This window comes from Paenibacillus sp. FW126-R14 (assembly GCF_058789495.1).
On record NZ_JBYTBS010000025.1, the window covers coordinates 1 to 20,222 of the forward strand.

The window sequence follows — 20,222 nt, forward strand, 5'->3', positions numbered from 1 at the left end:
CCCCAACCCCAACCCCGACACCGACACCAACACCAACGCCGGCACCAACAAGCAATATGACGATGTCGTTGGACGAGAAAATCGGACAGATGATCTTCGCAGGCATAGATGGATACAGCATGAATGCAAATACCCAAGCGCTGCTTGCAACGCGCCGCGTGGGCGGCATTATTTTATACAAGCCGAATATAAAAGATTCAAGCCAATTGACTTCGCTGGTGAATGAGCTGAAGCAAAAGAATGCAACGAATAAACTGCCGCTCTGGATCGGCGTGGACGAAGAAGGGGGCAGGGTGACACGCCTGCCGGACGAGATTAAGAAAACGCCGACGAATCAAGAGATCGGCAAGAAAAATAACAAGCAGCTTGCCTATAACGTCGGCAGCTTGATAGGTTCCGAGCTTCGCGCGTATGGGTTAAATGTCGACTTCGCTCCGGTTCTGGATATTAACAGCAATCCGAAAAATCCGGTGATCGGCGACCGTTCTTTTGGGGCGAGCTCTTCCCTCGTGAGCGGGCTGGGCATCCAAATGATGAAAGGACTTCGGGATCAGCAGATCGCCTCCGTCGTTAAGCATTTTCCAGGCCATGGGGATACATCCGTCGACTCGCATGTGGGGCTGCCTGTTGTACAGAACGATTTGAACAGGCTGCGCAAATTCGAATTGCTTCCCTTCGCGGAAGCTGTTAAGCAAGATGCAGATGCCGTGATGGTTGCCCATATTTTGCTGCCAAAGGTGGATGGCCAGAACCCGGCATCGATGTCGAAGCAAATCATGACGGACCTGCTGCGCAAGGAGATGGGCTTCCAAGGAGTGATCATGACCGACGACATGACGATGGGCGCCATCGAAAAAAACTATGATCTCGGCGCTTCCGCCGTGAAATCGGTGTTGGCAGGAGCGGATGTAATCATGGTCGGGCACGATTACAATAAAGTCGTCACGGTGATCGAGGCGCTCCGTAAAGCGGTTCAGGACAAGCGGATTCCGCAGGAAACGATCGATCAGAGCGTGGCGAGGATTCAGAAGCTGAAGCAAAAATATAAGCTGAAGGACGAGAGCGCAGGACCGGTCGATACCGCTGCCCTCAATAAGGCTGTACAGAAAGTACTGGATACGAAATAGCATACATGAAAAGAGGTGCCCTTAAGTCATGATCTGACTTGTGGGGCACCTCTTTTTGATTGCGCAGGGGAGAGGGCTAATACACAGGCGTGCCGCCGTCCAACAAAAATTTGGCATAAGCCATCGGATGATAGTAGGTTGCTTTCCATGCTTCCAGCATATTTCCTTCTCGAAAGCTATACCGCTGATCCTTGCCGTTGCATTCAATAAATAATGGATAGCCAGCGGTGGTAATCCCGACATCCAGTCCAAGATCCGCCAAATGCGGCAGATGCATGCTCAAAAACTTCGCTACCCGGATGGCGAAAGCTGTAATTTCCTCAAACACGGCAGACGGGTCAAGAGACGGGTACTCGGCTGCCAAAATATCTGTCAATGTCTTCACTTCGCCCCCCTGTGCGACATTGGTTAAGAAAAGCTTGCGGGAAGCGACCTTGGCGACGATCCCCGTCACGCCCCAATCGCCGGAAGCTCCGCGCTGCACCGCTATGCGCAGATCGAAAGGACGGCGGTCATAGGTAGCCAGAGGCAAACATTGCTGTACAAGATAGGCACGGCTTTGGATTTTGCGCAGCAGGGTTAAGGGCAATTGTTTGCGAAAGCGGACCTCCCGCCAAATTTTATTGTTGATTTTGAGTGTTGCGGGATAAATAAGCTGCCAGCCGCCGGGGGTCCGGTCCATTTTCATAACGCCGCGCCCGATGCTGGAGTTCGTAGGTTTAATAATGATAGAGTCATAGGCGCTCATCATGACTTTCATATTTTTGAGAGTAGCGGGGTAGGTGGCCGGCAAATGGGGTCTAATGACTTCATCCTGGAGCAGTATTTCGTGAATTTGCAGCTTGCTGTACCGATTCCAACGGTTAAAAACATGAATGCCATGCTGGGTCCAGCTTTCCAGCTCCTGATCCGAACCAGGGTCCAAATAAACGGCCCGGTTATGAATCACTTTCGGCATATCCATCCATTCCCGAATATAGTGAACTCCTCTTTGCACATAGGCATGGACTCTCATGGTATGGATGTGAACGTCTTGCATGCGGAAGTAGCAGGGGGTAATGCCATATTGTTTGCCGGCGTCACTGTAGAAATGAATGGCTTCATATTTTGTGTTCCCCAGGGGAATGCCTGCGTACAAGGAATCGTTAATTAATATACCCACATAGGGATTAACCATCAGCTTCACTCCTTAGCGGTCTTCGCCAGAAAAACTGGCATCGAGAGCCAGTTAAGCTGTATTGCGCCAACGCGGCGGCATATGCCAACGGCTCCCCTACAGCTTATGGAAAAGCAGTGCGGCTTGTTTGTACGGATGCCGATACTTTTGACGCGGAGGGGGCAGATGCCCAAACTTTGCCTGTATATCCGCATATGTATAGAAGAAGGAAGGGGGAGTTACATGTGAGCCAGAGACCTATGCGTGTTGTCATTGTTACGCCAGGTGCTTTTCCCATTCCCTCAGGAAAAAGCTCTTCCGTTGAGCAAGTTGTCGAGAAAACGGCCGAGAAGCTCGTGAAATTCATGCCCGTTTCTGTACTGGGGAGAAGAACGGCGTATCAACCAAAGAGTGAAGTACGGGGAGGATGCAGCTATATCAGGGTGCCATACGGGGGTTCCCGCTCCTATATTTCCGCCGTAACGCAACAAATTGCCAAGCTGAAGCCCGGCATTATTCAGGTTGAGAACCGGCCGCACTTCGTCCGCATTTTGCGCAAGCGTTATCCAAGAAGCATGATTAGTTTGGTGCTGCATTCCAAAATATTTATTTCCAAGCCGTACATCTCAAAAAAAAGTTTAAGAACATGTCTGGCCGCAGCAGATGTCGTTATCGTTAACAGCGATTATTTGAAACAGGCGGTGCAGGAAAAGGCACCGTCTGCCGCACATAAAATTGTCACGCAGCATCTGGGTGTAGACGTTTCCAAATTTACGTCAAGATGGTCCCCGGAGGGCAGCGAAGCCCGCATCCAAAAACTTCAGGAGCTAGGCTACGAGAACCGGAAGATTATCCTCTATGTAGGACGGCTTATCCCGAGAAAAGGCGTGCATCATCTCATGAAAGCGATGAAAACCGTGATCGAAAAGGAACCGAATGCGGTTTTAATTCTAGTCGGCGGCGCCTTCTACGGATCCAAGAGGTTGACGGAATATGTGAAAAAGCTGTACCGGGAAGGGAGTAAGATGCCACAGAATGTGAAGTTTATTCCCTACATGTCGCATGCCGACGTCCCGAAATGGTTTCAACTGGCAGACGTTGTCGTCGTGCCTTCCGGGGAAGGGGAAGCTTTTGGACTTGTGAACATCGAAGCGATGGCTTCCGGAGTCCCTGTCGTAGCGACAAACTCAGGCGGCATCGGTGAGATTGTTAAGAGCGGGACTGTCGGGTATTTAGTTGATTTGGATAAAGTGGAATCGGACCTTCCGCGTTATTTACTGCGTCTTTTGGCAGATGGAGAGCTGCGGCGAGCCATGGGAGAGCAAGGCATTCAGCGCGCCCAGCAATTGTTCACGTGGGATAAAGCAGCCGAGCAGCGGCATGACTTATATAAGGACAAATTGGGGAGGTAACTATTTATCTGGGTTTTTGCACATTTTTACGGGCTAACGTACATCTACTATTCAGCTTGAATATGTTACAAAAGACTAATTAATGTGGAAATGGAGAGGAGTCTATGAGTAAGCGTAAGAGCAGCAGCAACAGAGAGAGGCCTTATGTGCAAAAAGTGAACTCCCGAACGAATGAGCTGAAATGGCTCGACGAAAGCGAACCGCCTTCACCTGCTCCGGTTAAACAGGAGAAGTTGGAAGCAACCCCCAAAGCGATTCCTCTGGCTGAGCCGAACACCGCTAAGCCGGCGACAGCGAAAGGAACGATTGTTGAGACGGGCAAAGGATACAAATTACCTGCTTCACAGGCCAACGTATCTCACACTTCAGTGCCCGCCCCACCGCTGCTCCTGCTCTCTGAGCGTAAAACGGGCAAGTTCGTCAATCCGGTCGTGTACACGGATGATATCGTGGAAGAGGCGGTAACATGGGAGAAAATCGCCAATCGTTCGGTGGACGAAAGTAAAATCAAGCCGCAAAGCATCGGCACGAAGGTGATTAAGGACTTCGCGGTCGATCAATCGAAGCTGGCGCAGGCGAGCGTGACGCGCGATAAGATCGCGAGTCACAGCATTCACGATGAACATGTGGCTCCGCACAGCATCTCCGGCGAGAAAATACAGGATCAATCGATTCCGGGCAGCAAGCTGCTGGATAACAGCATTACAGCGGATAAACTCGCCGATCAAACGATTGATTCCTTTAAGCTGGCGGACGGTTCTATTTTATCTCAACATTTATCCGAGCTTGTGATAACGAATGAGTTGATTGACGACCAATCGATTTCAGCGGACAAAATACGCAGCGGGGCCGTTCAAGCGAAACATATATCCAACTACAGTATTGACACCGCCAAGCTGATGGATGCTGCGATCACAACGGATAAGCTAAGGGATCAATCGGTTACGGAAGAAAAAATTGCGAATGAGAGCATCTGCTCCGTTCATTTTCAACATAAAGTTATTTTCAACGAGCATTTGGCGGATGGCAGCATCCAGAGCCATAGTATCGCGCCGGGACAAATTGGAGCGATTCATATCGCCGATGCCGCAATTGAAAGTTATCATCTGGAAAGTCATGTGATTACGGATGATAAACTGGCGCAAGCGTCGGTCACCGAGGAAAAGATTTCCAATCAAGCGGTGACGAGTCAGAAAATCGCCCCTCAATCCATTGAAGCCCGGCATATCGTCAGCGCTTCGATTCGAACGGAGCATCTTGCAGACGGTTCCGTCCAGGCTGCGCATCTTGCTCCCGGCGCGATACAAGCCGGGCATCTGGCCGAAGGCTCCGTACACGTCAAGCTGATTCAGGATGGTGCCGTTACATCGGCCAAACTGGCTCCAAACACGATTGAAGATAAGCATATTCTTCCGAAGGCTGTACAGAGCGGGCATCTCGCAGACGACATCATCTCAAATGCGAAGCTGCAGGATGAATCGATTACATCATCGAAGCTGGCTGAAAGTTCCATTGAAAGCAAGCATATCCGGCAGCAGGCGATTCAGAGCGGACATCTCGCAGACGACAGCATTTCAAATGCAAAGCTGCAGGACGAATCGATCACTTCCCCGAAGCTGGGTGATAGCTCGATTGAAGGCAAACATATCCGTCAGCAGGCGATTCAAAGCTGGCATTTGGCTGACAGCATCATCTCCGGCTCGAAAATCCAAAGTCAGTCCATCGCATCAAGCCATTTAACGGAGCAAATAATTGAAGAAAGACATATTAGCGAGGGAGCCATAACGCAGATTCATTTGGCCGAACGCATGATTTCTTCCTCCAAGCTGGAAGAAGGAGCTGTGACAAGCGACCTGTTGGCGTCAGGCAGCGTGGATACATCAAAGCTGAAGGAACAGAGCGTGACATCCGATAAGCTTGCCGCAAATGCGATCACGACGGAGCACTTGCAGCAAGGCATTATCGGCAGCGAGCATTTGAGGGATGGAGCGGTGCTTGGCAAACACGTTTCGCCGGGGACGATTGGAACGGCACATTTGCAGCCTGGCGTCATTACGAGCGAGAAACTGGGCTTAGGCGCAATTCGCTCCGAGCATATCGGGAACGGCGTGATTGGCGAAGAGCAAATCGGGTATTCGGCGATTCATCGCGATCACCTTGCCGAGGAGGCCGTAACGACTCAGCATTTGCAGGATCAAACGATTACGACAAGCAAAATTGCGGAGGAAGCTGTGACAGGCACCAAGATAGCGTCCATGTCCATCGACTCCCGCCATCTGCAAGAAAATAGTATCGACGGCAGTCATCTTAAGCCGGGGTCGATTTCGTCCCAGCACCTTGCGGACGGCTCGATTACACTTAATATTTTTGCTGATCGGAGCTTAGACGGAACGAAGCTGATTGAGCAGTCCATCACAGGCGAAACCCTCGCTCAAGGAGCGGTGACAGAAGATAAACTGGCGAACGGAGCTGTTGGCCCGCAGCATCTGCAGCCCGGAGCGGTCTCGGCGAGGAGCCTGCAGGAGCAAGCCGTAACGGCAGGCAAACTTGGCGATAATGCCGTTACAGAAGCTAAGTTAGCCGACGCTAGTGTAACGGGCCGCAAAATCTCCGGCAAATCCGTGCATAGCGAGCATATTGCCGACGGTGCTGTCACTGCGGCGAAGCTGGCTAACGAGAGCATTCATGGCAGCAAGCTGGTTGCCGGCGCGCTCAGTTCAAGGCATATCGCCGATGGCGCAATCAGCAGCGCGAAGCTGGCTGCGCGGGCCATCAGCAGCGAGCATATCGCCGATGGGGCTGTCACCGGCGCCAAGCTTGCGAAGGAAACTGTCGATAGCTCGAAGCTGACAGCAGGTGCGGTGACAGGCGATAAACTGGCGGACGGAGCGGTTAGCGGAGCAAAGCTGGGAATTGGCGTTGTCGCTGGTGAACATCTGGCTGCGGGAGCGGTCGAGAACAGCAACTTGGCGGCAAATTCCGTGGATGGCACCAAACTGACGCTAGGCGCAATCAGCAACTATCACCTTGCGGATAGTTCCGTGTATGGCGCGAAATTGGCGACCGGCAGCGTGGACAGCAGCAAGCTGACGGCAGGCAGCGTGCATCATGAGCACATCGTGGACAGAGCGATTGACGGGAGTAAGCTGGCGAAAGGCAGTGTGGATGGCAGCAAAGTGGTTCCAAACGCAATTGGGCGGGAACATCTTGCGGACAGCGCCGTTGATTCCGCCAAGTTGGCTGAAGGGGCTGTGCATCGAAACCATTTGGCCGCAGGAATCATCGATGTATCAAAGCTCGCGGATAACAGCGTAATCAGCTCCAAACTGGCGGACGGCGCGGTAACGACGGAGCACTTGATAGACGGAGCGGTCAGCGGAGCGAAATTGGCGCCGGGCAGCGTAGATGGCAGCAGGCTGTTATCCGGCGCTGTTGCCGGCGAGCACATCGTGCCTGGCGTCGTAGATGGAAGCAAACTGGCGGCTGGCAGCGTGGACGGAAGCAAGCTCGTGGATAACGCCGTGAGCAGCGAGCACATCAGCGCCGGCGCCGTGACGAGCACGAAACTGGCGCCTGGCATTATAGATGGCAGTAAGCTGGTATCCGGCGCTGTAAGCAATTATCACCTCGCGGACGGCGTGGTGGATGCTGCGAAGCTGGCGGCCGGCAGCGTGGACGGCAGCAAGTTGACAGCAAACTCGGTGAGCGGCAGCCATATCGCGGATGGAGCGATAGACAGCAGCAAGCTGGCAGCGAACAGCGTGGACAGCAGTAAATTGTCCCCGGGAGCGGTGACGGGGGACCACTTGGCGGACGGCGCGTTGTTTGGCGCCAAGCTGGCGGCGGGCAGCATCGACGGCAGCAAGCTGGCCTCCGGCGCAATCAGCGGCTATCATTTAACCGCTGGCAGCGTGGACGGCAGCAAGCTGGCAGCAGGTTCCGTAAGCGCCGAGCATCTTGCCGATGGGGCTTTGGGCGGCGCTAAGCTGGCAGCTGGCAGCATCGATGGCAGCAAGCTGGTATCCGGCGCTATAAGCAATGATCACCTCGCAGACGGCGTGGTGGATGCCGGGAAGCTGGCGGCGGGCAGCGTAGACAGCAGCAAGCTGACCCCGGGAGCGGTGACGGGGGATCACGTGGCCGATGGCGCCTTATTTGGCGCGAAGCTGGCGGACGGCAGCATCGACGGCAGCAAGCTGGTCTTCGGCGCAGTAGGCGGCAGTCATATCGCGGACGGTGCGATTGACAACAGCAAGCTGGCGGCTGGCAGCGTCGACAGCAGCAAGTTATCCCCGGGAGCGGTGACGGGGGATCATGTGGCTGATGGCGCCTTATTTGGCGCGAAGCTGGCGGAAGGCAGCATTGACGGCAGTAAGTTAGCGGCAGGTGCGGTAAGCGGCTATCATCTTGCGGAGGGAGCTGTGGACGGCAGCAAGCTGGCAGCAGGTTCCGTAAGCGCCGAGCATCTTGCCGATGGGGCTTTGGACGGCTCGAAGTTGGCGGAAGGCAGCATAGACGGCAGTAAGTTAGCGGCAGGTGCTGTCAGCGGCAATCATCTTGCTGAAGGAGCTGTAGATGGAAGCAAGCTTGCGGCTGGCAGTGTAGACAGCAGCAAATTGTCGCCGGGAGCGGTGACGGGTGAATATGTGGCTGACGGCACATTGTTTGGCGTGAAGCTGGCTGACGGCAGCATAGATGGCAGTAAGTTAGCGGCGGATGCGATCAGCGGCTATCATTTATCCGAGGGCAGCGTGGACGGCTGCAAGCTGGCAGCGAATAGCGTCGACAGCAGCAAGCTGACCCCGGGAGCGGTAACGGGTGAACATGTGGCTGACGGCACATTGTTTGGCGTGAAGCTGGCGGACGGCAGCATCGATGGCAGTAAGTTAGCGACAGGTGCGATCAGCGGCTATCATTTATCCGAGGGCAGCGTGGACGGCAGCAAGCTGGCAGCAGGTGCGGTAAGCAACGAGCATCTTGCCGAAGGGGCTTTGGACGGCGCTAAGCTGGCGGAGGGCAGCATCGATGGCAGCAAGCTGACCGATGGTGCTGTGAGCGGCAATCATCTGGCTGACGGAGCTGTAGACGGAAGCAAGCTGGCGGCTGGCAGTGTAGACAGCAGCAAATTGTCCCCGGGAGCGGTGACGGGTGAACATGTGGCTGACGGCACACTGTTTGGCGCGAAGCTGGCGGAAGGCAGCATAGACGGCAGTAAGTTAGCGGCGGATGCGATCAGCGGCTACCACTTATCCGATGGCAGCGTTGACGGCAGCAAGCTGGCAGCGAATAGCGTAGACAGCAGCAAGTTGTCGCCGGGAGCGGTGACAGGAGAACATGTGGCTGACGGCACACTGTTTGGCGCGAAGCTGGCGGAAGGCAGCATCGATGGCGGTAAGTTAGCGGCGGGTGCGATCAGTGGCTATCATTTATCCGAGGGCAGCGTTGACGGGAGCAAGCTGGCAGCAGGTGCAGTAGGCAACGAGCATCTTGCCGACGGTGTCTTGGACGGCTCCAAGATCAGAGCCCAAAGTATCGATGGCAGCAAGTTGGCGTATGAGGCGGTCACCGGCTTCCATCTGTCCCCGAACAGTGTGGACGGCAGTAAATTAGCTGCCGGCACGGTCGGCGGGGAACATCTAGCCGAAGGGGCCGTAGATAGAACGAAGCTGGCAGCAGGCAGCGTGGATGAGAGCAAGCTTAGCTTCCAGGCTATACAGGTTCCTCCGGTTAAGAAAGCTGTCGTTCAGCAATTCGGGCTCGTTCCTTTCGAATTGAAAGTTCAGGATGAAATTGTGGAAGTCTCGATCCTTTTTGACGAACCGTATGCCGATGTCAATTATGTTCTGACAGCGACAACCAGCCATTCTGCCTGTTACGCGGTTATTAAGCAAAAACAAACGAACACTGCGCAGCTGTACATTGTGCGATCTCGCTTTTCGCCGGATGCGTACGGAATCGTAAACTGGATTTCCGTAGGCTCAAAAGCTTAACTTCTTGGAAGGATCATGCCTCTATGCATGGTCCTTTTTTTGACCTTTCTCATATGTTTAGCGGGACAGATTTTGGTTTTGTACAAACATTTATGTGTCTTGACGAATAGAATAGAGAAACGCTGCAAAACATTCATCCGCGACGAGAGGAGGACTTTCATGAACATTGCCTTAATCTGCCCGGATTCTTTGCCTTGTCCACCGATCAAAAGCGGAGCGATTGAATTATTGATCGACCGGATAGCTCCAAACTTAACCAAACTAAACCACTCGGTTACGGTTTTTTCTATACAGGATGCTTCCTTTGTGAATGATGAGTGGATACATGGCGTCAGATTTATTCGTTTTCCCAAAGCCCAATACTTCAAGGAAGTGCAGAGCTATTGCAGCACGCACCCATTTGATATTATTCAACTATTTAACAAACCGAAATGGGTTGAAGGCATGAAGAGGGCAGCGCCTGATGCCCGTGTTTTTTTATCGCTTCACAACTTGCTCCTCAAGCGCCAAAGCAACGATCAAGCGCTTCTGAACGCTTTCCAACGGGCCGATCATATCCTAACTGTCAGTCACTTCGTTGAGCAGGATATTCTCAAGGTAATTCCTGCAGTCGCAAGCAAAATTTCGACCCTATACACGGGGGAAGACCCTAAGCGGTTTACGCCTCATTTTAGCCAGAAAGGTAAAAGGATTGCGGAGAAGCTAAAGCATGAATTGGGTATTCCTTCTAATTTCCACGTTGTCCTCTTTGTCGGCAGACTGCTGCCTAAAAAAGGGTGCCACCATCTGATCGAGGCGATGAAGACCGTTATCAGAAAGCATCCCAAAACCGCTCTGGTCATTGTCGGAAGCAAATGGTACGGCGACCGGACTGTCAGCAATTATGTGACGAGTCTCCAAAGAAGAGCTCAGGCCGTTTCCTCATCTATTTATTTTACCAATTTCATGCCGGTAGACAGGCTTCCCAGCTATTATACGATGAGCGATCTGCTTGTTTGTCCTTCCCAATGGCAGGAGCCGTTAGCCAGGGTTCAATACGAAGCTATGGCTGCGGGAATACCGGTCGTCAGTTCAAACCGCGGAGGGAATCCGGAAATTGTTCAAAACGAGAAAAACGGTTACATTATCGACCTTTATCACACACCGGAAGCTTATGCCCAGGCTATTAGCACGTTGTTAAGCAGCAAAGGGAAGTGTGACAGAATAGGCCGCGAAAATAGGAAGCTGATTGCAGAGCGGTACAATTTTGAGAAATACGCCTGCTGTTTATCGGAGCTGTACCAAGCCAAATGAACCGTATAGGATTGGAGTGAACAGGGTGAGGATTGCCTTGATTTGTACGGAAATGCTGACTGTCCCTTCGATAAGAGGAGGAGCTATTCAAATCTTCATCGATGGTGTCATTCCCTATTTAAGTGCGAACCATGAAGTAACGGTATTTTGCATAAAAGACAACGACCTTCGCGATCGTGAGGTTGTAAAAGGCGTAACCTACATTCGGGTCGAGAAGAACAACTACTTAATGAATGTAGCCAGAGAGCTGAAAAAGCTAACGGCAGGCAACCGGACTTTTGACGTCATTCATGTGTTTAACCGGCCGCTGAACGTGCCCGTCATCAAGGAAGCTATGCCTGGAAGCCGGATTGTTTTGAGTTGTCATAATGAGATGTTTCGCAAAGAAAAGCTGCCGGACGACAAAGGGCGTCTTGTTGTAGATATAGCCCACAATATCATGTCCATTTCAAACTATATTGGAAACACCATTGTGAATCGTTTTCCTGAGGCCGCAAGCAAGGTGAAAACGGTCTATTCCGGCATTAATTTGGACCGGTACAGACCGATTTGGAGAGAAGACGCGCAAGCGGAACGAACGGCACTGCGCAAGAAATACGGCGTCGAGAACAAAAAGGTTGTGCTGTTCGTTGGAAGGCTGTCCGCTAACAAAGGGGCCGATGTATTGCTGCGGGCGATGCAAAGGGTGATCCAAAAGCATGAGGATGCCGTGCTGGTCATTGTCGGAAGCAAATGGTTCAGCGATAATCGCATAACCGGGTATATTTCCAGTCTGCGTAAGCTAGGCAATTCGCTGGGCACAGGCAGAGTCATCTTCACGAACTTTGTGCCTCCGAGCAAAATCCCTTCCATCTACCTGTTGGGAGATGTGTTCGTTTGCAGCTCCCAGTGGCAGGAGCCGCTGGCGAGAGTGCATTATGAGGCCATGGGTGCAGGCCTTCCGGTCATTACGACGAATCGCGGGGGAAATGCCGAGATCATATCGAACCACAAGAACGGCATCGTCATCAGCGCCTATACCGATCCGTGGGCTTTTGCCAATTCGATCAGCCACATCTTCGCGCATCCCTCGAAAGCGAATGAACTGGGCAGGGCCGGCCGCAAATTCGTGGAAGGCAACCATGGGTTTCAGCATGTCGCCAAGCGTTTGCTGGAATTGTATGTATAATGTATGAGGAAATTAGCTGGGAAATCTTCCTCTAAATCGCTCGAAAGAGGCTCTCGCAGGAAAATAGCCGGCAAAGCTCCCGTTAATTTGACCGGATTTCGTAGACGCTCACGAAATCGGCGCAAATAGAGGGGGTTTTTCCGGCTAAATGGCTATTACACACTTCAGCGGTCAGAATAAAGGGAATTTTTCCCTTCGTACTGACCGCTGAAGCACAACATCCCTTTGTTTGTCTTAGTCTTGCAAGTGTTTATGCCTGCGGCTGGCTTTCCTCCAGCCACTTCACAAACCGGCCAACGCCCTCCTCCAGGCTCGTTGACGGCGTGTAGCCGAGCAGACGATGCGCTTTCTCGAAGTTGGCCCAAGTCCGGGGGACGTCCCCGATCTGCATCGGCTTCCAAGCAATGATCGCTTTCTTGTTCATGGCGTTCTCCAGCACCGTGATAAGGTCCAGCAAGCTGGTCGGATGGTCGTTCCCAAGGTTGAATACTTCGTAGCCGGGATGGTCGAAATCGATGGATTTGCGAATGCCGGATACGATATCGGCGACATACGTATAATCCCGACTCGTTGTGCCGTCTCCAAATAAGGAGATCGGCTCCCCGTTCGCCATCTTTTTGGCAAACAGATGAATCGCGAGGTCCGGCCGCTGCCGGGGACCGAAGACGGTGAAGAAGCGCAGCGCGACGATCGGCAGGCCGAAACAATGGCTGTAGCTTCGGCATAAGGCTTCGCCTGAAGCTTTGGTAGCGCCGTACGGCGAGGCGATGAGCAGGGTGGAATCCCCTTCGGAGAACGGCACCTTCTCATTCAGGCCGTATACGGAACTCGACGATCCAAAAACAAACTTGGAAACGCCGTACTTGACCGACGCATCAAGCAGGTTGACCGTGCCGGCAAGATTGACGTCCACATATATGCTCGGGATTTCGAGCGAGGGACGGACACCTGCTTTGGCGGCCAAATGGACGACGGCGTCCGGCTTCCAGGAGCCGAAAATCCGGTCCATGCCGGCTCTGTCCCGAATATCGGCTTCCACTAATTCGTATCCGGGCGAGCGCAGGTGCTGCCGGATATTGTTCTCCTTCACTTTGCGATCGTAGTAATCGTCAAAATTATCGATCACAAGCACTTCGCTGCTGCCGTCCAAGAGGAGAGAGTCCACCAGGTGGCTTCCGATGAACCCTGCCCCTCCGGTAACCAGAATCCTTTGTTTCATCATGGTTTCCTCCTAGGCCTCCAGCTCATAGTGCGCTTATCCAGGCGCGGACGGATTCGTCTTTGACCGGATGGGCGAACATGACGTCTGATTTCTGTGAGGCATGTTGAATTTCTTGCAGGGCGATATTAGGCCGGTAGCGGAAGCACTGCCTGTTCTTGCTGGGATATTCCTGGCATCTGGCGCCGCACTGCATGGCAAGCGTCATGTATAAGATTTCCCCCAGAGCAAAGACGTCCGTCTTGGCAAGGATTTCTTCCAGCATCGGCTTGTTAACCCTCGCGATCATGCTCCGCACAAGGCTGTGGCGGTAAACCTGCATCGGGTTGAACGTGCCGTAGAAGTGATTGCTTTGAAAAAACGGCTGCCAAAGCCCCCATTCCTTCCACATGCCCAAAGCGGTTGTCCAATTGCTTTTATGTGGCGTTTTCTCTGTTTTCAGAGCCTCCACTAAACAATCGTAACCCGCCATGTGATCGTTCAAAAAGGCTTCAAAGCCGTCGTTAATGAACATCACGTCATATTCGGTATAAACCAGGTACTCATACGGAATCCGCATATCCTCCAGCCATCTCATAACGTCATAGAAAAATCTTCCGGTTCGTCCTCTTCGCAAAGGTCTGCTGTAGGGACAGTAGAGGGCGTGCTCGCTCTGGCACACCTCTTTGCCGAAGCTCCGGTCACTGCCGCCGTTATAGAGCACGATAAAGGCATTCGGGTTAAACCGGCGAAGATTTCTCATTTGTTGGCGAAGCGCAGGTTCGTTCTCGTGTGCTAACAGAGCGAAACAAATCATGCGGCTTCCTCCTCTATTTTTTTAAGTTGAAAATCCAGTCTCGCACGTCCCCGTCCTTGACCGGATGAACGAACATGACTTCAGGCTTCGAGCTGGCCTCTTTGGCATCCTCCAAGCGAATACGATGGTACACGCGGAGGTATTCTACGCTCGGCTTAGGATAAGCCTTCATGCGGCCGCCGCAATTTTTGGCCAGCGTAATGTACAGCATCTCACCCAAAGCATACACATTCGTATGGGTGAACAGCTCCTCCAGCATCCCTTTGTCAATGACGGAGAGCATTTGTTTCAGGATGGAACGCCGGTACACTTGCATCGGATTGAAGGTGCCGTAGAAATCTTCCCGCTTGAAGAAGGGCTTCCAGCGGCTCCATTCCTTCCACATCGTTTTGCCGGGAATCCACCAGTTGCGCCTCGCGCTCTTCTCGTGCCGAATTAATTTCACCAGGCCGTCATGATCCTTGAGTTCATTCTCGACCATTTGTTCAAACCCGTGATTGACGAACATGACGTCATACTCCGTATAGACCAAATAGTCGTAATTGACGTTTCTCTCCTCCAGCCACCGCATCACGTCGTAGTAGAAACGTCCGGTCTTTCCTTTCTGCAGCGGCCTGCTGTACGGGCAGTACATGACCTTCATTTTTCTGCAAAGGATTTTGCCGAAGTCCGCATCCGGTCCGCCGTTGTACAAAACAATGAGCACGTTATTCGGATTATATCTGCGAATGTTCCGGATTTGCTGGCGAAGGGCGTTTTCGTCGGCATGCGCTAATAGTGCAAAACAAAGCATGGTTCCGCCTCCTAGGATTGGTTGAAAATCCACTCACGCACTCCGGCGTCCTTCACAGGATGGACGAACATAACCTCCGGCCGTTTTTTGGCTTCTTTAATTTCTTTCAGTGTGATGGCCGGTCTGAACCGAAGGAACCGTTTGGTATTATCTCCGTAGATTTTACATTTGCCGCCGTATTTTTTAACTAAGGTAATGTACAGCATTTCCCCTAGACAAGGAATATTCGATGAATCGAACAGCTGCTCCAGCCGCTTCTTATTGAGTCCGGCGAGCATCTGCTTAATAATGCCATGCCGGAAGACCGACATCGGGGAGGAGGAGCGGTAGAAGGAGTCGGAGTTGAAAATCTTCTTCCACCGCTCCCAGTCTTTCCACATGTCTTTAGCCGGAGGCCACGAGGCTTCGTTCGGATCGACTTCTTTGCGGATCATTTTGATGAGGCAATCGTGGCCTTCCATTTTGCCCAGCAGGTACTCCCGAAACCCGGGGTTCACATACATGATGTCGTATTCCATATAGACCAGGTATTCATATTCGACCTTTTTATCTTCGAGATATCGCATGACATCGTAGAAAAACCGGCCGCTGGTCCGCTGCTGCAAAGGACGGCTGTAGGGGCAGTACATGACTTTTTCTTCTTCACAAACCTTTTTGCCGAAATTCGCATCCTGTCCGCCGTTGTAGAAGACGATTTGAACGTCCTGAGGGTTATATTTGCGGATATTTCGAATCTGATTCCGTAATGCGCGTTCGTCCTCGTGGGCTAACAAAGCCATACAAATCATGAATGCAGCCTCCTCTGCCTATACGCCTTATTTTTGAATCTCGTTATGGAATAGCGTTAGCGCACGAGCTACGGCCTGATCCATATTGTAGTATTTGTAATCGGCCAATCTGCCAGCAAACAGCACTTTATCTTTGATTTTGTCGGCTTCCGCTTGGTACAGCTTGTAGCGGTCTTTGTTCTCGTCGCGCGGAATCGGATAGTACGGCTCATTTTTTCCAATGGTATAGGTTTCAGGGTACACGTAAGAAATGGTTGTTTTGGGGGATTGCTGGCCGGTCAAATGCTTCTGCTCGAGCACCCTGGTGTAGTCGTATTCATGCGGGTAGTTGACCGTCCCGACTTCCTGATGGTATTCCGTATCGAGGGTATCGAATTCAAAGCGCATGCTGCGGTACGGAAGCTGTCCGTGCATATAGTTGAAGTATTCGTCGATCGGACCGGTATAGACCATCCGCTTGTAATCAATCTCATCGATGATCTCTTGGTAATCGGTATTCAGCAGCACCTTGATGTTCGGATGTTTGAGCATCTTATTGAACATAGGCGTATAGCCGTGTTTAGGAAGGCCTTGATAAGTGTCTTGAAAGTAACGGTTATCCCGGGAAATGTAGACGGGAACTCTTGCGGTCACAGAAGGAGCGAGCTGTTCCGGATCTAATTCCCAATGCTTAAGGGTGTATTTATAGAACACATTTTGATATATAAAATCGGCTAAGTCGCTTAGTTCGCCGCTTGCGCTCTCACGAAGCTTCAAGATCGGGACTTTAACGCCATAACCGAAATGGTCGATCAGCAGCGCTTCCAGCTTTTCGGCATATTTGGGTGGAAACAAAGCGTAGATGGAGTTGAGATTGAAAGGGACAGGCACCTTTTTGCCGTCAATGACCACACGGACTTCATGAAAGTAGGGACGCCACGAGGTGAATTGGGAAAGGTAATTCCAAACCATGCTGGAGTTGGTATGGAACGTATGCGAGCCGTACTTATGAATCAGAATGCCGTGTTCGTCATAGCAATCATACGAGTTTCCGCCAATATGATCTCTTTTGTCGACAATCAGAACTTTCTGCCCCAATTGGGAGGCAATTCGCTCGGCCAGCGTTGCGCCTGTAAAGCCTGCGCCGATGATTAACCAATCTGTTTTCATTCCATGACCCCCTGATCGTTTGAGATTTGCGCTGCTGGTCTGGCTACCAGATGGTTTTACGCGCATATTTGAGATACTCATCTTTAAACTTCGGATTGTGATGGCTGTTCCAAGGTTTTTTGTCGGTGGTGTAATGAATGATGGCCGGCTCGAAACGCTGATGATGGGAGCGGTGGACTTGATAGTTCCACTTGGGGTCCAGCTTTAGCCATTTGTTTTGGAGCACTGCGTTCAAAGCGTCCTGATCCATGTATTTGAGCTTCTCCGGATTTTTTTTCATATAATGTAGAACTTTCTCGGAGGTCTGGTTGTCTCTCCACTTTTTCAAGTTAAGGAGCAGCACGCCTGCGTTAAAATAGCCGGAACTTTCCGGAATACCGAGCTCCTCGTAACGGAGGACTTTGCCGGGAATTTGTACGGCGCCGAGCTGATATTTCTCGATATCGACATCCCATAGCTTCGCAATATCCTCTTTCACAACGAGGTCGCAGTCCAAATAGAGCGCTTTTCGTATATCGTTTGGCAAAAGGGCCGGAATCGCAATGCGGTAGTAGGTTTCCTTGCTCAAATGAAAACGAACGACGACATCCCGGAATAAAGAATCATCCACCGTTAAGAATACAAGCTCTTTTTGAAATGCTTTCAGGGCATGCTGAAGCTTTTGTTTATTCTCCTTAGACAGATTGCCGTCGATGACATAGATCGAAGCGGGCCGGTCCTCTGATTTATGTTCGAATAAAGAAGTAAGCATCACCGCTAAAGGTTTCACGTAATTGTTGTTTGCAGCTACGACGATATGAATTCTCTCCAAGCGTAGTCCTCCTTCGTACTCATTGGTTTTTACCCGTCTAGATATTTGTATTACCGAAATGGGAGCGTGGATTGTACGTTTGTCCTCAAAAACAGAATAAAGCTGATCTGCGTAGGTAAAAGTTGATTTTTCCCAGTGCTTAGTTATCCGTCCGAGTTTCTAGTAAGACAAGGCGCATACACTTTAAGATGACAGTGATTAATGTCTACCAGCGGTTGCGGTTAGCAGCAACGAACTCTACACGACGAGGGAGAGCGGCCATGAAGATTTGCATGATTGGAACTGGTTATGTAGGACTCGTGGTTGGGGCATGTTTGGCGGAAATGGGGCATGGAGTCATTTGCGTGGATAACAATCCGGCCAAAGTATCCGCACTGACAAACGGACAAGTACCCATTTACGAACCTGGACTTACGCGGATGGTTGAACGAAATGTGCAGGAGGGACGGTTAAACTTCTCGCTGGACATCAGCCAAGCTGTTGCGCAGAGTCAATTTATTTTCATCGCTGTCGGAACGCCTCCGGCCGAAGACGGTTCCGCCGATCTTACTTACGTGATGCAGGCCGTACAGCAAATCGGCGCAAGCATGCAAGATTATGCCATTGTGATTACGAAATCAACGGTTCCTATCGGCAGCAGCGAACGCATACGCGGCATGATTGAGGAACAGTTAGCGAAACGGGGGCTCGCGGATTTGGAATTCGACATTGTGTCGAATCCGGAGTTTCTAAGGGAAGGCTCTGCCATCAATGACTTCTTGAACCCTAACCGGATCGTCGTCGGCAGCAGCAACGACCGGGCTTTGGCTTATATGGAGAAGCTGTATTCGCCGCTTACGAGCAAGGGTTTCCCTCTGATTCACATGGACATAGCTTCCGCTGAGCTTGCCAAGTATGCCTCCAATGCGATGCTCGCGACACGCATCAGTTTTATGAACGAAATTGCCGGTATCTGTGAGTCGGTCGGGGCGGATATTGAGCGTGTGCGGCAGGGAATGGAATTGGACCATCGGATCGGCAGTTACTTTTTATCGGCCGGGGTTGGGTACGGCGGTTCATGCTTCCCTAAGGATGTACGGGCTATTATCCAAAGCGCCACGGAGCGGAATATTCCAACGCACATTTTGGAAGCCGTCGATAAAGTCAACCACAAGCAGAAGAAGAAATTGCTGGAGATGGTCGTCGGCTATTTCGGAGAAGATTTGACCGGCCGCAAGCTGGCGGTCTGGGGATTGTCCTTTAAACCGGAAACCGACGATATTCGTGAAGCGCCGTCCATCGAAACCATCGAACAACTTAGAAATCGTGGCGCTCAGATTCAAGTACACGACCCGGTCGCTCTGCAGAATGCGTACCAGGCTCTGGGCGAGGAGAACATCCAGTATTTCACGGGGCTTTATCCTGCTCTGATGGATGCGGATGCCTTGTTGATCTTTACAGAATGGAAGCAGTACCGGTCGGCGGATCTTAGCCGAATCATGAGTTTGCTGAAAAATCCGGTTCTTTTTGACGGAAGGAATTTATTCGATCCCGAAAGGATGAAGAAAGAGGGATTCGTCTATCAAAGCATTGGCAGGATGAAGTGATCGTTCTTCCTGTCACAATTCATACAGAAGGATGATGATCGCTATGAAAGTTCGGAAAGCAATCATTCCCGCTGCAGGTCTGGGAACCCGGTTCTTGCCGGCAACCAAAGCGATGCCCAAAGAGCTATTGCCGATCATTGATAAGCCAACGATTCAATTCATCGTGGAGGAAGCTGTCGCATCAGGCATTGAGGATATCATTATTGTGACGGGAAAAGGCAAGCGTGCGTTGGAGGACCATTTCGACAACGCCTTTGAGCTTGAATATCATTTGCAGCAAAAAGGAAAGCTGAGAATGCTGGAAAAGGTGCAGGAGCCTGCTCAGCTTATCGATATCCACTATATTCGTCAAAAAGAGCCCAAAGGCTTGGGTCATGCGATTTGGTGCGCAAGAAAGTTTATTAATGACGAGCCCTTCGCCGTGCTGCTTGGCGATACGTTCGTCCAGTCTGACGTTCCGTGCTTAAAGCAGATGATGGACTATTTCGACCGGTACAAAACGTCGATTATCGGGGTGCAGCCCGTCAATCCGAAGGATGTTTCGAGCTACGGCATTATCGATGCCCAGCTGTTGTTCGACCATTTTTACAATATTACGAAGCTGGTGGAGAAGCCGAGGCCGCAGGACGCTCCGTCCAACCTTGCCATGATCGGCCGGTATATATTGACGCCAGCCATCTTCGACATTTTGGAGAAGCAGGAGCCGGGTGTCGGGCAAGAAATTCAGCTGACTGACGCGATCTCGAAGCTTAATGAAGAAGAGGCGGTTCACGCCTGCGAAATTGACGGTGTGTGGCACGACGTTGGGGATCATCTCGGCTATGTGAAAGCGATTCTGGACATTTCCGTGCAGCGGGAAGATTTGCGGCAGCCGATTCTGGAATATATCCGATTCATGGAAAGGAAATAACGAACGGTTAAAAAAAGGAGCGAG

At 51.5% G+C, this 20,222-nt stretch carries 14 protein-coding genes; 7 read left to right on the plus strand and 7 right to left on the minus strand.

Annotated features, from left to right (window positions below; all coding sequences use genetic code 11):
• Window positions 1-1,127 (plus strand): beta-N-acetylhexosaminidase (gene nagZ / locus AC3WRW_RS16965; RefSeq protein ID WP_492547485.1); only part of this gene is annotated, 1,127 nt, incomplete at its 5' end.
• A gap of 76 nt (window positions 1,128-1,203) precedes the next feature.
• Here the strand turns inward: nagZ and AC3WRW_RS16970 are convergent.
• Complete coding sequence (locus tag AC3WRW_RS16970) at window positions 1,204-2,304, minus strand: YheC/YheD family endospore coat-associated protein (RefSeq protein ID WP_492547486.1); 1,101 nt, start codon at window positions 2,302-2,304, stop codon at window positions 1,204-1,206.
• A gap of 224 nt (window positions 2,305-2,528) precedes the next feature.
• Here AC3WRW_RS16970 and AC3WRW_RS16975 point away from each other — a divergent pair, with 224 nt between their 5' ends.
• The 4 genes from AC3WRW_RS16975 to AC3WRW_RS16990 all read left to right on the plus strand — a co-directional run bounded on the left by AC3WRW_RS16975 (window position 2,529) and on the right by AC3WRW_RS16990 (window position 12,146).
• Entirely contained in the window at window positions 2,529-3,695 is a 1,167-nt protein-coding gene (locus AC3WRW_RS16975; RefSeq protein ID WP_492547487.1) for a glycosyltransferase family 4 protein, read from the plus strand.
• A 104-nt stretch (window positions 3,696-3,799) separates the two neighbouring features.
• Window positions 3,800-9,685 (plus strand): WIAG-tail domain, encoded by a 5,886-nt coding sequence (locus AC3WRW_RS16980; protein WP_492547488.1) that lies wholly within the window; start codon window positions 3,800-3,802, stop codon window positions 9,683-9,685.
• Window positions 9,686-9,844: 159 nt separating this feature from the next.
• Window positions 9,845-10,978, plus strand: coding sequence for a glycosyltransferase family 4 protein (locus AC3WRW_RS16985; RefSeq protein ID WP_492547489.1), 1,134 nt, complete (start codon window positions 9,845-9,847; stop codon window positions 10,976-10,978).
• 25 nt (window positions 10,979-11,003) lie between these two features.
• Window positions 11,004-12,146 (plus strand): glycosyltransferase family 4 protein, encoded by a 1,143-nt coding sequence (locus tag AC3WRW_RS16990; protein WP_492547490.1) that lies wholly within the window; start codon window positions 11,004-11,006, stop codon window positions 12,144-12,146.
• Between the two features lie 250 nt (window positions 12,147-12,396).
• Here the strand turns inward: AC3WRW_RS16990 and AC3WRW_RS16995 are convergent, their stop codons facing one another.
• From AC3WRW_RS16995 to AC3WRW_RS17020, 6 genes are read right to left on the minus strand one after another with little or no spacing between them, the layout of a single operon-like run.
• Window positions 12,397-13,365 carry a GDP-mannose 4,6-dehydratase gene (locus tag AC3WRW_RS16995; protein ID WP_492547491.1) on the minus strand — a complete coding sequence of 323 codons (969 nt, stop codon included), beginning with the start codon at window positions 13,363-13,365 and terminating at the stop codon, window positions 12,397-12,399.
• Window positions 13,366-13,390: 25 nt separating this feature from the next.
• Window positions 13,391-14,161 carry a hypothetical protein gene (locus AC3WRW_RS17000; protein WP_492547492.1) on the minus strand — a complete coding sequence of 257 codons (771 nt, stop codon included), beginning with the start codon at window positions 14,159-14,161 and terminating at the stop codon, window positions 13,391-13,393.
• Window positions 14,162-14,174: 13 nt separating this feature from the next.
• Window positions 14,175-14,954 carry a hypothetical protein gene (locus tag AC3WRW_RS17005; RefSeq protein ID WP_492547493.1) on the minus strand — a complete coding sequence of 260 codons (780 nt, stop codon included), beginning with the start codon at window positions 14,952-14,954 and terminating at the stop codon, window positions 14,175-14,177.
• An 11-nt stretch (window positions 14,955-14,965) separates the two neighbouring features.
• A complete protein-coding gene (locus AC3WRW_RS17010; protein ID WP_492547494.1) occupies window positions 14,966-15,742 on the minus strand; it encodes a hypothetical protein in 777 nt (258 codons plus the stop codon).
• Between the two features lie 27 nt (window positions 15,743-15,769).
• Window positions 15,770-16,891 carry a UDP-galactopyranose mutase gene (gene glf / locus AC3WRW_RS17015; RefSeq protein ID WP_492547495.1) on the minus strand — a complete coding sequence of 374 codons (1,122 nt, stop codon included), beginning with the start codon at window positions 16,889-16,891 and terminating at the stop codon, window positions 15,770-15,772.
• Between the two features lie 43 nt (window positions 16,892-16,934).
• Window positions 16,935-17,702, minus strand: coding sequence for a glycosyltransferase family 8 protein (locus AC3WRW_RS17020; RefSeq protein WP_492547496.1), 768 nt, complete (start codon window positions 17,700-17,702; stop codon window positions 16,935-16,937).
• Window positions 17,703-17,962: 260 nt separating this feature from the next.
• On the opposite strand from AC3WRW_RS17020, the gene AC3WRW_RS17025 reads away from it, so the two are divergent.
• Entirely contained in the window at window positions 17,963-19,288 is a 1,326-nt protein-coding gene (locus AC3WRW_RS17025; protein WP_492547497.1) for a UDP-glucose dehydrogenase family protein, read from the plus strand.
• Window positions 19,289-19,331: 43 nt separating this feature from the next.
• Entirely contained in the window at window positions 19,332-20,198 is an 867-nt protein-coding gene (gene galU / locus AC3WRW_RS17030) for a UTP--glucose-1-phosphate uridylyltransferase GalU (protein ID WP_492547498.1), read from the plus strand.
• Window positions 20,199-20,222: the final 24 nt, after the last annotated feature.

Excerpts from the sequence above, each read along its gene's own strand:
- AC3WRW_RS16970 (WP_492547486.1), bottom strand. The coding sequence starts at position 2,304 with ATGGTTAATCCCTATGTGGGTATATTAATTAACGATTCCTTGTACGCA.
- AC3WRW_RS16980 (WP_492547488.1), top strand. The coding sequence starts at position 3,800 with ATGAGTAAGCGTAAGAGCAGCAGCAACAGAGAGAGGCCTTATGTGCAA.
- AC3WRW_RS16985 (WP_492547489.1), top strand. The coding sequence starts at position 9,845 with ATGAACATTGCCTTAATCTGCCCGGATTCTTTGCCTTGTCCACCGATC.
- AC3WRW_RS16995 (WP_492547491.1), bottom strand. The coding sequence starts at position 13,365 with ATGAAACAAAGGATTCTGGTTACCGGAGGGGCAGGGTTCATCGGAAGC.
- AC3WRW_RS17000 (WP_492547492.1), bottom strand. The coding sequence starts at position 14,161 with ATGATTTGTTTCGCTCTGTTAGCACACGAGAACGAACCTGCGCTTCGC.
- AC3WRW_RS17005 (WP_492547493.1), bottom strand. The coding sequence starts at position 14,954 with ATGCTTTGTTTTGCACTATTAGCGCATGCCGACGAAAACGCCCTTCGC.
- AC3WRW_RS17010 (WP_492547494.1), bottom strand. The coding sequence starts at position 15,742 with ATGATTTGTATGGCTTTGTTAGCCCACGAGGACGAACGCGCATTACGG.
- glf (WP_492547495.1), bottom strand. The coding sequence starts at position 16,891 with ATGAAAACAGATTGGTTAATCATCGGCGCAGGCTTTACAGGCGCAACG.
- AC3WRW_RS17025 (WP_492547497.1), top strand. The coding sequence starts at position 17,963 with ATGAAGATTTGCATGATTGGAACTGGTTATGTAGGACTCGTGGTTGGG.
- galU (WP_492547498.1), top strand. The coding sequence starts at position 19,332 with ATGAAAGTTCGGAAAGCAATCATTCCCGCTGCAGGTCTGGGAACCCGG.